The following is a 15,056-nucleotide window of genomic DNA, read 5'->3' as shown; positions in this document are numbered from 1 at the left end:
ACATCATTTTGATTTAATAGGATAAACTTATGCTTCTGGTTTCGTCGTAACTGACTCACTACCTTTTAACAAAGCAAGTAGTTTCTCTGCTTCTGCCATGATACCATTATTATCCATAGTTTGGAGGTTCAAATTATTTCGTAAACCAGCTAGACTCTCTGCCACATTGTCTTTCAAACTAGCATCGGTTACTGTATCAAGTAGAGCTTCTACTTCTTTGAGTTTGGCTTCTACTTTTTCAGTCTCTACTTGAGGAACTTTAGCCTCATCTGTAGTATCTTCAGCTTCTTCCTCTGTCTCTTCCGTATCAGTGCTTGGTTTATAAAGATTATCTGCTGAAGGATTTAAACCTGCGTGATTCTCTTTTTCATCAGATTCAGGGCGAGTTGGTTCACTTACTTCATCATGTTTCTTATCTTCATCAAGTTTACTGTCTTTGTCTGCCTTATTTTTACGAACATGGTCGCTGGCATTTCCCCAACCATTATCTGAGTGAGGACGTTCTTCAGGATGTTCAACATAATATTTTACAGTCGCAAAGAGATCCTCAAGGCTATAACCCTTAGGTGCTTCATAGAGTCCTTCGTCAAACCAACCAAATTTAATGTTATGGTAATGGTCGTAATGAGGTATAATTAAGCTACCATTTTTAACTTCAACAGTATGTTGTAGATTGTAAGGAATATGATCAAGTGGAACCTTCTTAGCTGCTTTCACTTTATTATAGATTGCTTCTACTCCTTTAACCTCAGTATTTCCTGAACCCTGATTCTCTGTTGGAGGAGGTGTCAAACCTTTCTCTTTAGCATAAGCCTGGGCTGCCACTCTTTCAGCTTCAGACAAGCTCTCTTTCTTAATCCAATGACTATGGGTCATATGCGGAGTTACATAAGCATCTCCCTCATCACTGCTAATATCACGAATGTCAAAGATATATCCATCTTCTGTAGTATACTTACCTGCTAATTTCGCTAATTTAATTTCATCGTCTGTATAAGCAATTTGAGAATTTGGTTTACCAAGTCGCTCTGGATGAGTAATTGGTGCTAGGAAAGCTAATAAATCATCTACCAATTTTCCTTTATTAGTCGATTCATCATTCAAACGTTCTGCTAATTTGTCTAAGGCTTGGAAATCAGAAGTACGACCCTTATTTTCAGACAAGGCTTTATGAGCCTCAGCCAATAAATTATATGCTTTATCATAAAATTCTTGATCACGAGGAGCGACATTTTCTTTCTTCGCAACTAGGGCATGCGTCTCTTGAGTTTTCTTAGACAAGAGATTTTCAATAGCATCAATCTTATCCTTGGCCAAATCTTTAGCTAGAACATAACGACTAACGCCCTTATCCTCTATAATATATCCGTCGCCAACTTTTCTAACAACCTGGTTGACATCAAATTCAGTCGGTTTATTTTCCGCTGGCGCTTGAGGTTTGGTAGTAGGCGCTGGCTTCAGTGGAGTGACGCTTGGCAAAACACTGCCATTTTGTCCCTTGACAGCTACCATACGAGCCAATTTTTCTTCCAAAGGTGACATTTGTGAATAAGGGATAAAGTGATAATGGTCTCCGTGAGGCACTGCAACACCATTAGCTGTACGTTTGATGATTTGTACCGGATCAAAGACTAAGCCATCCGATTCCACATGGCGTTCTGACAAAGGTTTGGCATACAATTCACTTAAAAGTGTTGAAATGTCTTCCCCATGATTTTGATGATATGTTGGTGTGACAGTCAGGTTTGGAGTCTCTGTCAAACTTGGTTGGGCTGGTTTAGCATTATCACTACTTGGTTTACTTGAGCTTGTGGCAGAATGTGAGCCCTGCTTCCCATTCCAATAGGCTTGAGCAGCAGCCAATTCTCCTGCTGACAAATCACTCTTAGGAATATAGTGGAAATGATTTCCATGCGGTACAACAAAAGCGTCACCTGTATCTTCAATCACATCTGTCGGACTAAAGACATACCCATCATCCGTTGTATAAGCTCCTCCAGTTCCTCGATTCGGTGCCGGCGTATTGAGATTAAAGTTTGGTTTAATGGTTGAACTTGGTGTTGAACTTGTTCTCTCAGGACTGCTTGGTTTCGTATTATTAGAATGACTTTGAACTGGCTGACCTCCAATTGGTAGATTTCGAGCCAATTTTTCTTCCAAAGCAGACATTTGCGAATAAGGAATGAAATGGAAATGATCTCCGTGAGGAACTGCCACACCATTGGCAGTACGTTTTGTAATCTGTGCTGGGTCAAATACTAATCCATCAGACTCCACATGACGTTGGCTAAGTGGCAAAGCGTACAATTCTTGGAGGAGACTATCCAAATCCTCATTTTGACTCTCAGGAGCTGCTGCAGGATTTTGAGGAGACTCATATTGACTTGTTCTCACACTAGATCTTGTTTCAGCTCTGCTTGAACGATATTCAACTGTACTTAATTGATCACCTTTTCCAGATAAGAAGGCTTGGGCAGCAGCTAATTCGCTGGCAGACAAATCACTCTTCGGAATATAGTGGAAGTGATTGCCATGAGGAACGATATAGGCATCACCCGTATCCTCAATGATATCAGAGGCATTAAAGATATAACCATCATCCGTTGTATAACGGCCTTGAGCTCTGGCTGCAACTACTGCCTGATCATTAGAAGCACCCCCGTGATTACTACTATGTTCCTGCTTCTGACGTTTAATCTCTTCTTTTGTACGAATATTGTCCGCATGGGCGGCATCCTTGAGGTAAACATAGTATTTCCCGTCTACCTTAATCACATAACCACCCTTGATTTCATTGACAATGTCTGAATCCTTCAACTGATAATTCGGATCTTTCATCAGCAGTTCTTCACTGATGATAGCGTCAAAAGGAACCTTGCCATTATAGTAATGATAATGATCTCCATGAGAGGTCACATAACCTTGATCCGTAATCTTGATAACAATTTGTTCGGCGTTGATTCCCTCTCTCTTACTGACTTCATCTGGTGTCAAGTTCTCTGCTTTTTGACCAGCCTGATCACCATCTATATAAGCTACTCGATTAGAATCTTTCTTAACTTGACCAGCTTGGTAACGACCAAGTTCATAGGAACAAACACTTAGGGCAAGAACTGCCACTGAACCCGCTAGATATTTTTTATTGATTTTCATATTTGCCTCACTTTAATTCTTCAGCTAATACACTCATATTTTCTTCAAGGTTTTCTAGGTAGGTCTTGTCATTTTGTGGGTCTGCCTCTAAAGGATTCAGAGTTTTAAGATCCACACCTGTTGATTTGACAAGAGTTTCAGCTACTTTTGAAGAAGCATTACTTTCTGTAAAAATCGTTTTAACCTTATAGGTTTTCACAAATTCCTGAATTTCTGTTAGTTGTCTTGGACTTGGTTCCTGTTCAGGAGAGATACCAGCGATTCCAAGTTGATTGAGTCCAAATCGCTTCGCTAGATAAGAAAAGGCTGTATGTTGTGTTACAAAGGTTTTCTGACTCGCTTTTTCAAATCTAGGCTGGAATTTCTTAGTCAATTCTTGAGCTTTTTTGATAAAGGCTTGCGCATTTTTCTGATAAGTCTCTTTATGCTCACTATCAACCTCTGAAAGTTTATCAGCAATAATTTGGGCTTCTTCTCCAGCTTTTTCAGGATCTAGCCAAGTGTGAGGGTCATAAAGCGTTTTTTCATCAACTCCATCCCCTGCTTCCACATCTTCTAGCCCAGGAACGCGGTCTAAAGTCATTCCTTCAGAAGCCTCTAAAACCTTAACTTTGGATTTTTTTAGATTGGGATTCAGACTTCCTGCCCAAGATTCAAGTGTATGCGAATGGTAAACAAAGACATCCGCGTCATAAATGGCTGCGATATCATTTGCCGAAGGTTCAAAGGAGTGAATCCCACTACTTGACTGAATCATCCGAACATCATTCAAGTCACCAGATACTTCCTTGACCATAGCGTAAATAGGGTAAAAACTGGTTACAATTTTCATCCCTTTTCCAGTCTGACTCTCCTTTTGGCCACAAGCAGCTAAGCACAAAAGGAAAACACTTAACAATACTAAAAATAAACTTTGTTTCTTCATAAACAACCCCTTAACTATTTAATTAACTGGTAAACATTCTACTCCTAAAAATTTAATCTGTCAAGATATTTTTAGAAAAAATTTGAAATTTCTTTCACATACAAAAATCTGCTGAGTTTCAACAACTCAACAGATTCTCACTTTATATACTCAATGAAAATCCAAGAGCAAATTAGGAAGCTAGCCGCAGGTTGCTCAAAACACTGTTTTGAGGTTGTAGATAAGACTGACGAAGTCAGTCACATATATACGGCAAGGCGAAGCTGACGTGGTTTGAAGAGATTTTCGAAGAGTATTATTCTTCTATGGTAGAATGCTTATAACCATAAGTAAAGTAAATAAGACTTCCTATCAACAAAGCAACTAGGAAAGCAATCCAAGTTTCCAAATTATACTGCAACATAAAGGATAAACAAATGATGATTGATAAAATGGGTAACAGGGGTACCAATGGTGTTTTAAATTCCCCAGATTTGGGCATTCCTTTTTCTTTTCGTAATCGAATCAGGCCATATGCCAGCATGATTAAGTAGGCTAGGGTACAAATATTTAAGAAGGCTGCAATACTAGCTAGTGGGAAGATTCCTGCTGCTACTGCTGAAGCTAAACCCGTCAAGATAGTAGCATTTTTGGGTACCTTGCTTGTTTTTGTTAATTCTTTAAAGGCGGAAGGCATTAAGCCGTCACGAGCTAAACTGTAAATCATACGAGATAAAGCATAGGTCATCGAAATACAAACTGTAATCAAGGTCAAGATAGCCACTAATGACACATAGTTAGCTGCCCAACTAATCCCAACGCTACGAAGAGCAAAGGCAACGGCATCATCGACATTTAGATGACTGTAATGGACAACACCAGTCAAAACAAGCGTCACCAAGGCATAAAGAATGGTTACGATAGAAAGTGATAAGACAATCCCTCTAGGAATATTTTTTTGAGGAGTCTTGACTTCATCTACAGCCATAGAGATAGATTCAAATCCTAAAAATCCAAAGAACATCAAGGACGCACCAGCCATAATACCAGTACTAGCGCCATAGATTTGTCCAAAACCATAAGGAGCAAAATTGCTCCAATTATCAAGTTTGATATGCCAGATTCCTACTAAAACAAAGAGAGCTAAAGCAGAAAATTTCAAAATAACTAGAATTGAATTAAAGCGTAAGGCGGCTTTCGCATTAAGTAGAACAAGCGAGGTCACCAAGACCAAGACAAGAATAGGTAATAAATCAACAAACGTCCCTGCTTGAGGATTAAAGGTACCATTTAAAGCCTGAGGAAGGGCTATCCCGTATTGAGAGAGAAGCCCTTTAAAATACGCTGCCCAACCAGAAGCCACACCCGATATGGCTGTCATGAACTCCATCATGGTTAACCAACCTGCCAACCAGGCTGGGAATTCTCCTAAGATGGCATAGAGATAGCTATAGGCACCACCTGTAGCGGGTACTCGTGAAGCAAATTCTGCAAAAAAGAGGGCTGATAATCCCACACACAAGGCAGAAATGACGATTGAAATCACTAGCGCTGGACCCGCTAGAGTTGCGGCTGCAGTACCTGTTATAGTAAAGACACCCGTCCCTACCATGGCTCCGATACCTAACAAAATCAAATCCCATAACTTCAAATGCCTGTGCATCTCCGTTTTATCCAAACTAACATTCTTTGTTCTAAATATATTCATCTTTGACTCCAAAATAAAATGATGATTCTATTTTACCATAAATATAGGATATTTGTGAATATTTATAAAATAATTTTCTAAAAAAATCTGACTACTCTCTTGTAATCAGATTTTTATCTATTCTAGTTCATTTCTTTAAAGGCTGCTTCTGCATCCGCATTGCTGATAACACCAAATTGTATCTTTCCAATCTTTCCTTGACTGTCAATTAGATATTCTGTAGGAATGCTTCGAATTTGATAAGCTTGGAAGGTGGTTGCTTTGGTATCATAAAGAACTGGGATATCCTTATAACCTTGATCTTGGAACCATTGTGGGAATTGCTCAACAGTTTTTTCACCTTGAATTCCTGGTGCAATGACACTAAGAATTTCAAAATCACGATCTGGTTTCGCCGCTAATTCCATCAACTCGGGCATACTTTTCTTACATGGACCACACCATGAAGCCCAAAACTTCAAATAGACTTTTTTCCCCTTATAATCAGATAACTTGACTTCTTTGCCATCCATTGATTGCAAGGTAAAGTCTGGAGCCTCTTTTCCAACAGCAATTTGTTGTACAGGCGTTTGTTGCTGTTGTTTTGGGGATTGTTCTGGTGCTTGAGTCTTTTTAGTCTCTTCCTCACCACAAGCCATCAATACAACTAGTGACAAGAGGCTTAAGCCAGCAAACATTAGTTTTTTCATCTTTTCTCCTTTATTCAAAAATTCCAGCTAGAACATTTACTTGTCCTAATAGTAACAAAATTCCCATTAAAATAATGAGCAAACCACCAATTTTCTTCAGTAGCATCATATGGCGCTTGATTTTGCCAAAATAAGGCATCACTATTCCTGAAGCTAGAGCCAAGACCAAGAAAGGAATGGCCATCCCCAGAGTGTAAATTAAGGTATAGATCGCTCCTTGCCAAGCACCATTGCCTCCAGAAGCCGCAAGCGCTAAAACAGAACTTAAAACTGGACCAATACAAGGCGTCCAACCAAAGCTAAAGGTAATACCGAGTAAAAAGGCTGACCAATAACGATTGGCTTCTGATTTCTTAAAAGTAAAGCTTTTTTGAACCTCTAATTTCTTAAAATGAAAAATTTCCATCTGGTGAAGGCCTAAAATGATAATAATTGTTCCCATGGTATATCGAAACCAATTGGCATAGAGAATATTACCAAAGTAACCCGCACCGAATCCTAGAATAAAGAAAATGAGTGAAATGCCTGCGATAAAGCAAAGAGTTCGAATTAGACCTGACCAGGCAACCTTTCTCCCAAACAAAGAAAAACTTTTTGCACTTTCCTGATCATCCAATAAAATTCCAGTATAGACAGGTAACAGAGGAAAAATGCAAGGGGAAAAGAAGGACAAGATCCCTGCTAAAAAAACGGAGGTTGAAAATACTATCGTTTCCAATAAAGAACCAACTTTCTTAATAATTCTAATCCTATTTTACTATAATCAATTTTATTTGTATGATTTCTGCTACGCAAATTGAATTAGCTTGTATTTGAAAGATTTTTTCAGTACTAGTTCATTCATATTCTGCCCCCTATTTGCCCCCTAAACACAAAAAAAGCCTACTGACCAAGCTAGAAAGCTGATGCAATAGGCTTTTAAAATTCAAATTATTTAACAGCGTCTTTAAGAGCTTTACCAGCTTTGAATGCTGGAACTTTAGAAGCTGCAATTTTGATTTCTTTACCAGTTTGTGGGTTGCGACCTTTACGTGCAGCACGCTCACGAACTTCAAAGTTACCAAAACCGATTAATTGAACTTTTTCACCAGCTGCAAGGTACTCTGTTACTGCTGCGAATACAGCTTCAACTGCTGCTGCTGAGTCTTTCTTAGTCAATTCTGTAGCTTCTGCTACTTTAGCGATCAAATCTTGTTTGTTTGCCATGTTAACGATTCCTCCAATTTAATTTCTAATTAACAAATATAATCATATCCTAAAATCCCTTTTAGGTCAAGTTAAAAACACTATTTCTTCCCATTTTATTTATTTTTTTAGGAGTGGTAACGTACCAAAATAGCCCAAGCGTTCTCACCCGTGTGAGTTTGAATAATGGAACCCGTTTCCAAAACAGAAATTGGCTTTTCGACATAAGCTTGTAAACTTTCTTTCATCTCTTTTGCCCAATCAGCACTACCAGAATATGAAATTCCAATCTCTGCTACAGAACGTTCAGAGAGAGTTGCTATTAACTCATCTAACCATTTTTTAAAGGTTTTAGCTCCACGACCTTTAACAATTGGCTGCAATTCATGGTCTTTCATTTGCATAACAACACGTATATTGAGAAGTGAACTCAACAATCCAGTTACACGACCAATACGACCACCTTTTACCAAATTTTCCAAAGTTGAAACGCCAATATAGAGTTCTGTGTTGTTTTTAACTGCTTCTACACGAGTTAGAATTTCCTCCATATCTTTGCCTTCTTGAGCTAACTTCGCAGCCTCAACTACCTGGAATTTCAAGGCTTGATCAGTGAAGGAACTATCAATCACCGTCACGTCGGCAGTAGATAAACTAGCACCTTGGCGTGCTGCTTCTACAGTACCTGAAAGGGCATGAGACATATGAATAGCAAGAATCTGGCTACCATCCTTAGATAGTTCTTCAAACACTTCAGCAAAGACACCTACAGGTGGCTGGCTTGTCTTAGGAAGATTTTTAGCTTCTTGCATCAACTGAAGAAATTTACCTTCTTCTTTTAAATCAGCATCAGAATAAACAACATTATCAATCATTACAGATAGTGGAACAACAGTGATATCTAATTGTTTTACTAGTTCTGGTTCAATAGTAACAGATGAATCGGTTACAATCTTAATTTTTGTCATAGTTGCAATCTTTCTATTTTAGGATTCAGATTGGTTTTCTTACTCTTAATTATATCAAAAAAAGATTAAAAATCCTAATGGAGTCATTCAAATTTTCCTTAAAAATTTGATATAATCTACTTATAAGAAAAGAGGTTCCTATGATTAAAAAAATTTATCCCGTTTTAACCATTTTACTAGGTGCTGCTATTTATGCTTTTGGGCTGACTTATTTTGTAGTTCCCCATCATCTCTTTGAAGGAGGGGCGACAGGTATTACCCTCATCACCTTTTATCTTTTTAAAATCCCTGTTTCTCTCATGAACTTGCTGATTAATATTCCCCTTTTCATCCTAGCTTGGAAAATCTTTGGAGCCAAATCCCTCTATTCTAGTTTACTAGGAACCTTAGCTTTGTCCGCTTGGTTGGCTATTTTTGAGCGGATTCCCCTTCATATTGATCTGCAAGGTGATTTACTGATTACAGCCCTCATAGCTGGAATTCTATTGGGAATTGGGCTCGGGATTATCTTCAATGCTGGTGGGACAACTGGTGGAACTGATATTGTAGCTCGTATTCTCAATAAATACACTCATATATCCATGGGAAAACTACTCTTTATCTTAGATTTTTGTATTCTCATGCTTATTCTCCTAATCTTCAAGGATTTGAGATTGGTTTCCTACACGCTCTTATTTGATTTTATCGTTTCTCGTGTGATTGATTTGATTGGTGAAGGAGGCTATGCTGGTAAAGGTTTTATGATTATCACAAAACGTCCTGACCAACTTGCAAAGGCGATTAATGATGACCTAGGAAGAGGCGTTACTTTCATCTCAGGGCAAGGTTATTATAGTCAAGAAGATTTAAAAATCATTTACTGTATTGTCGGAAGAAATGAAATTGTGAAAATGAAGGAAATGATTCATCGAATCGATCCTCAAGCCTTTATCACGATCACAGAAGCCCACGAAATACTTGGAGAAGGATTTACCTTTGAAAAAGAATAAAAGAGGTCTTGTAGTGACCTCAAAAGTTAGACTAAATCTTCTATCTTTTGGGTTACAGACAACCTCTTTTTTTGTTTACTCAATTTCTTAAGACCAATTCCGAGCTACTTCTTCATCTGCCTTTAACTGGTCTACTAATTGGTCAACTGAGTCAAATTTGGTCATATCTCGAATGCGATCAAGCCAATAAACCATGACGGTTTCCCCATAAATATCTTGATTAAAATCAAAAATGTTGACTTCAAAACGTGCTTCTTCTCCATCAAAGGTCACATTTTTACCGACACTAGCCATAGCACGATATTTCTGTCTTTGAATCTCAACATCAACCACATAAACGCCATCTGCCGGCATATAAGTACGGTCTAAAAGCACCAAATTAGCCGTTGGATAACCAATCGTACGACCACGAGCGTTACCATGAACCACCATACCTCTTGATGGAAGAGGTGCCCCCAAAAGTTCTCCTGCTTCTTTCACATTTCCTTCTAAAATAGCTTGACGGATACGAGTTGAACTAATCTTTCCTTTCTCATCTTCTACAGGGGGGACAATGATAACTTCTCCATCAAAGTAATCCTTTAAGTCTTCTGCTGTTTTTTTGTCAGAACCAAATGTATAATCAAATCCTGCAACAATAATTTTGGCATTCATAGCCTTTATATAAGTTGCAAAAAATTCTTCTGCCGTGAGACTAGCAAATTGACTACTAAAATCAAGAAGATATAATTCTTCTACACCTTCACGCTTTAATTTCCTCTCACGTTCAGCAGGATTCAAAATATGTAAAAACAAATCAGGATGATAAGGCTCTAAAGCAATCTTTGGAGATTCATTAAAGGTCATAACTACGATAGGCAATAAATCCTTTCTCGCAGCCTTGTTGGCAACACGAAATAATTCTTGATGTCCCTTATGTATACCATCAAAATAGCCTAAAACAACGACTGAATCAGATGGTGTGCCAATATCTTTTTGGTTTTTTATAGGAATAGTAATAATCATAAAATAATTATATCATAGTGATAGCTATTTCTGAACCAGAAAATCTGAAATGTCCTTTTTTAACCTGAAGTGTAGCAGTTTAGAAGAATTTTGTTTTTGAAATCTTAATAAAGAACAAGAGATTGAATTAAAAATCTTAAAATCAGAAAAACGCATCATATCAGCTATCTAAAACTTGATACAATGCGTTTATTTAATTTAATATGAACCGATCTACTCAATTTTTCAAAATGAACATCCAGCAGCCTTTTCACTTTTTATTAATAAGTTCCTTCTTCACCTTGGCTAGTCAAAATAACAGGTCCATCTTTCGTAATCACGAATTGGTGTTCATATTGACAAGATAAACCACCGTCAATGGTCTTATGCGCCCAACCAGTCTTCATATCTGTATCAATTTCCCAGTCACCTGTATTGATCATTGGTTCAATGGTCAATACCATTCCTTCACGGAGGCGAAGCCCACGACCAGCAATACCATAGTTAGGAACCATTGGTTCTTCGTGCATGGTTGGACCAACACCATGACCAACCAAATCACGTACTACACCGTAACCACGACTTTCAGCGTATTCTTGAATCGCTGCACCAATATCACCGATACGATTTCCAACAACAGCTTGCTCGATTCCCTTGTACATGGCTTCTTTGGTTACATCCATCAATTTTTTCACTTCTTCGGACGGTGTACCAACAGCATAAGCCCAACAAGAGTCTGCTAGACCACCAGAGTAGCTCTGAGTGTATTTTTTCATTTGCTCCACATTGTTGAAGTTTAGTTTTGAGACATTCAGATCAGATTTAGCAATAGGACCTCCCAAAACCATATCAACCTTGAGCAAATCTCCATCTTTCAAGATATAGTGACGAGGAAAAGCGTGAGCTACTTCATCGTTAAGAGAGCAGCAGGTAGCATAAGGATAGTCCATCATAGCACCGTCAACACCAATCTGAAGCGGAAGGAAATTTTCTTCCTTACAACGACGGCGGACATACTCTTCAACTTCCCACATATCTACGCTAGGCTTAATCAAATCACGTAAGCCGATATGAATACTTGCTAGAAAATCCCCAGCCTTGTCCATAGCTTCGATTTCACGAGCTGATTTTAATGTTATCATTTTTTCTCCTAGTTTCTAATTAATTTTAACGGTCACATTTGCTTTTGAAACAATCTGGTGACCATGATAAATATCATAATCAATAATCGCTGACCGTCTAGTGTGATGAATAATTCGTGCTTGAATGCGCAGTATATCATCTATCTGAACAGCCTGTAAAAAGTAAATCAGCATCTGCTCAATAATGAGATTTCGACCACTATTAACAACTAAATCTTGGGTCATGTGGGTCAAAATTTCTGCCAATACACCATTAGCCAAAACACCGTTCTTCTCAAGCATAAAGGGTTCCACTGTAAGGACTACTTCATCATGATGATAAGAAAGTTTTTGTCCAATCTGCTCAGAAAAAGTAGGTAGAGCAGAAACTTGGGAACGACTCATCTTCTCCATGACATCTCGTCTAGTTACAACGCCAAGCAAGGTTTGATTATTTCGAATAACTGGTACCATTTCAAAGTCTTCGGCAATCATCCGTTGACTCACATTGGCAATGTTTGTCGATAATCCAACTAAAAATAGACTGCGGGACATGACCTTATCAATTGTGGTACTTGGTGACTTATCACCAGCGTCTCTCATGGTTACAACGCCCACAACAACCTGATGTTGATTGATAACCGGAAAACGACTACTACGATTCTTGCGTACCAAGTCCAAATAATCTTTAACAGTGTCGGTCTCTCTCAGAAAACCATATTCATGACTCGGACGGTACAGCTTCTCAACTGTCAAAATATCTGTTTTGATTTGAACATTTGACAAGGCTTTATTGATCATAGTCGCAACGGTGAAAGTGTCATGTTTGCTTCTTAAAACAGGAATTCCTTTTTGGTTAGCCAGTTTAATCACATCATCATGAACCTGAAATCCACCTGTAACCAGAACTGCATTTTCATTTTCCAGCGCTAATAATTGAATACGAGTCCGGTCTCCGACAATCAAGAGCCCCCCATCATGAAGGTAAGATAAGATATTTTGCTCAGTCATCGCACCGATTGAGAACTTACTAAATTCTCTCTCTAAACCTTCTTGACCAGCTAGAACCTCAGAAGAAGTCACTTCTGCAATTTCAGCAAAAGTTAATCTTTCTATAGCAACTTTCTGAGATTTAACACGGATAGTACCACTCCTTGGGCGAGTCTCTACAATTCCACGGTTTTCAGCTTCCTTGATAGCCCGATAGGCCGTTCCATCACTGACTCCCAGATGATTGGAAATGCTTCGAACACTGACCCTTTTACCAACAGGTAATTCTTCCAAATAACTTAGAATTTCTTGGTGTTTACTCATTAATTTCTCCCTTTACAAAGCGAAACTCAAGATAATCACGCATTTTCCTTGTATAGCGATCACTTCCTTTAAACTGACGAATCAATCGAAATCCAGCCTTAAGAGCAACCCGTTGGCTAGCTTCATTTTCAAGGTGAGTAATGATGGCTAATTGTTTTAAACCAAATTCTTCAAAAGCAAGCTGACAAAGTTTTTTAACAACTTCTGTCATAAAACCTTGACACCATGCATCTTTTCTCAAAAAATAACCAAGTTCTGCTTCTTTTTTAATTTCATCTATCTTTTCAAATTTAATTGAACCAATCATTTTTTCTGTTTTCTTGTCACAAATAGCCCATACTCCCAAAGGAGCCTTCATAAAATAATTGGCCAGTGCATATTGACTCTCTTCCAAACTAGCTTGACTTGGAAAAATGAATTGTAAATTTTCTGGATTTGAAGCTATCTCATGGAAGTCCTGACTATCACTAAAAAAGAAAGGACGCAAATACAAGCGATCCGTTTCAAAAAAAGAAAACATTGCTAATTTGGTCCAAATATTCATAAACACCTCTACGGTTTATTCTTCAACAAGTGTAATATCCGCTCCTAGATTACGTAATTTTTCAATAATATCTGAATAACCACGTAAGATGAACTCAATATTTGTAATTTCAGTTTTACCTTCAGCCATCAAACCAGCAATGACAAGTGCGGCCCCAGCCCTAAGATCAGTAGCTTTTACATTTGCTCCACGTAAACTACGTCCACCGGTATATAAAATATGGTCGTTTGTAGTCGTAATATCCGCGTCCATCTTTGCTAGTTCAAAAACATGGTTTACACGTTTTTCATAAATGGTATCAATAATAGTACCACGCCCTTCCGATGTTAACAAGAGAGGAGTAATTGGTTGTTGCAGGTCAGTAGCAAAACCAGGATAAGGAGCTGTCTTAATATTGATTGCTTTCAAATTAGACTGTTCCTCGACAAAAATGCTGTCTTCAGATACAGTCATTCGAACTCCCATTTCTTCCAACTTCGCAATGAAACCTTCTAAGTGCTCGTATAGTACATTATTAATACGAATTCCCTTACCAACTGCAGCAGCTAAAGAAATATATGTTCCAGCTTCAATACGATCTGGAATCACCTGATGACGCGTTCCGTGTAATCTGTCAACACCATCAATAATGATAATATTGGTTCCAGCACCACGGATATGAGCACCCATATTATTTAAGAGAGTGGCAACATCAATAATCTCAGGTTCACGGGCTGCATTTTCAATAATAGTACGCCCCTTTGCTTTAACAGCAGCAATCATCGTATTAATCGTCGCACCGACACTAACCGTATCCATGTAAATACTTGCACCATGGAGTCCTGAATCTTTAGCAGATAACTTCATGTTATCTCCCTCGTAGCTAACAGTAGCACCCATAGCTTCAAAAGCCTTAAGGTGTAAGTCAATCGGACGAGGCCCAAGGTCACATCCTCCAGGTAAGCCAACTGTGGCTTCACCAAAGCGACCTAAAAGACTTCCATAAAAATAATAGGATGCACGAAGACTGTTGATTTTCCCATAAGGCATTGGAATATTTTGAACACCTCTTGGATCAATCTCCAATACATCGTCATAACGCTTAACTGTAGCACCCATTAACTCCATGATTTCGACAAGACTAGCAACATCAGAAATATCAGGTACACAATCTAAAGTCACAACATCATCTGCCAAAATAATAGCTGGAATTAAAGCTACAACACTATTTTTTGCACCACTAATGGTAATCTCACCTTGCAGGGGCAAGCCACCATTGATAACAATTTTTCTCATTTTAAATTTTTAATACTCTTTCAAAATTTCTAAAAAGGTCCTACGTTAAAGTATACCATAAATTCAGCTTTTTTTCCATCATTTTCAATTATATTAGCTGAATCGTATTTGTATTAACTTACCTTTTTTAAAAAGTTATGCCCCTTTTTTGCCCCCTGAACAGAAAAAAGCCCTTCGGATCAAATCCGAGGGGCTTAAAACGTTGTTAAATCAACAGCCGAA

General features: G+C 38.3%; 13 protein-coding genes. 1 reads left to right on the top strand and 12 read right to left on the bottom strand.

Features of this window, described 5'->3' with window-relative positions; all coding sequences use genetic code 11:
- Positions 1-27: 27 nt before the first annotated feature.
- From OCF96_RS00435 to OCF96_RS00405, 7 genes are all read right to left on the bottom strand, one after another.
- Complete coding sequence (locus OCF96_RS00435; protein ID WP_261444617.1) at positions 28-3,153, bottom strand: pneumococcal-type histidine triad protein; 3,126 nt, start codon at positions 3,151-3,153, stop codon at positions 28-30.
- Between the two features lie 7 nt (positions 3,154-3,160).
- A complete protein-coding gene (gene adcAII, locus OCF96_RS00430; protein ID WP_261444616.1) occupies positions 3,161-4,078 on the bottom strand; it encodes a zinc-binding lipoprotein AdcAII in 918 nt (305 codons plus the stop codon).
- A gap of 295 nt (positions 4,079-4,373) precedes the next feature.
- On the bottom strand, positions 4,374-5,765 hold the full coding sequence (locus tag OCF96_RS00425) for an APC family permease (RefSeq protein ID WP_261444614.1): 1,392 nt from the start codon (positions 5,763-5,765) through the stop codon (positions 4,374-4,376).
- A 122-nt stretch (positions 5,766-5,887) separates the two neighbouring features.
- Complete coding sequence (sdbB, locus tag OCF96_RS00420) at positions 5,888-6,454, bottom strand: thiol-disulfide oxidoreductase-associated lipoprotein SdbB (protein ID WP_261444613.1); 567 nt, start codon at positions 6,452-6,454, stop codon at positions 5,888-5,890.
- Between the two features lie 10 nt (positions 6,455-6,464).
- Positions 6,465-7,172, bottom strand: a complete 708-nt coding sequence (ccdA2, locus tag OCF96_RS00415) for a thiol-disulfide oxidoreductase-associated membrane protein CcdA2 (RefSeq protein WP_261080663.1) — start codon at positions 7,170-7,172, stop codon at positions 6,465-6,467.
- A 212-nt stretch (positions 7,173-7,384) separates the two neighbouring features.
- A complete protein-coding gene (locus tag OCF96_RS00410; protein WP_001284640.1) occupies positions 7,385-7,660 on the bottom strand; it encodes an HU family DNA-binding protein in 276 nt (91 codons plus the stop codon).
- 107 nt (positions 7,661-7,767) lie between these two features.
- On the bottom strand, positions 7,768-8,607 hold the full coding sequence (locus OCF96_RS00405; protein WP_084927289.1) for a DegV family protein: 840 nt from the start codon (positions 8,605-8,607) through the stop codon (positions 7,768-7,770).
- Between the two features lie 140 nt (positions 8,608-8,747).
- On the opposite strand from OCF96_RS00405, the gene OCF96_RS00400 reads away from it, so the two are divergent.
- On the top strand, positions 8,748-9,596 hold the full coding sequence (locus tag OCF96_RS00400) for a YitT family protein (protein WP_261444612.1): 849 nt from the start codon (positions 8,748-8,750) through the stop codon (positions 9,594-9,596).
- 87 nt (positions 9,597-9,683) lie between these two features.
- Here OCF96_RS00400 and OCF96_RS00395 read toward each other — a convergent pair whose 3' ends face one another.
- From OCF96_RS00395 to OCF96_RS00375, 5 genes are all read right to left on the bottom strand, one after another.
- Positions 9,684-10,601, bottom strand: coding sequence for a bifunctional riboflavin kinase/FAD synthetase (locus OCF96_RS00395; RefSeq protein WP_261444611.1), 918 nt, complete (start codon positions 10,599-10,601; stop codon positions 9,684-9,686).
- A gap of 260 nt (positions 10,602-10,861) precedes the next feature.
- Positions 10,862-11,722: a methionyl aminopeptidase gene (locus OCF96_RS00390; protein ID WP_261444610.1), complete on the bottom strand. Its 861-nt coding sequence runs from the start codon at positions 11,720-11,722 to the stop codon at positions 10,862-10,864.
- A gap of 15 nt (positions 11,723-11,737) precedes the next feature.
- Entirely contained in the window at positions 11,738-13,015 is a 1,278-nt protein-coding gene (spxR, locus tag OCF96_RS00385) for a CBS-HotDog domain-containing transcription factor SpxR (RefSeq protein WP_261444609.1), read from the bottom strand.
- Complete coding sequence (locus OCF96_RS00380; RefSeq protein WP_261444608.1) at positions 13,008-13,559, bottom strand: GNAT family N-acetyltransferase; 552 nt, start codon at positions 13,557-13,559, stop codon at positions 13,008-13,010. Before OCF96_RS00380 ends, spxR begins: the two co-directional genes overlap by 8 nt.
- Before the next feature lie 15 nt (positions 13,560-13,574).
- A complete protein-coding gene (locus OCF96_RS00375) occupies positions 13,575-14,834 on the bottom strand; it encodes a UDP-N-acetylglucosamine 1-carboxyvinyltransferase (protein WP_261444607.1) in 1,260 nt (419 codons plus the stop codon).
- Positions 14,835-15,056 lie beyond the last annotated feature (222 nt).

Source organism: Streptococcus mitis (genome assembly GCF_946190065.1).
GTDB classification, from domain to species: domain Bacteria; phylum Bacillota; class Bacilli; order Lactobacillales; family Streptococcaceae; genus Streptococcus; species Streptococcus mitis_DE.
Note: the sequence above shows the minus strand (reverse complement) of the source record. Positions and strands in the feature narration are given on the sequence as shown.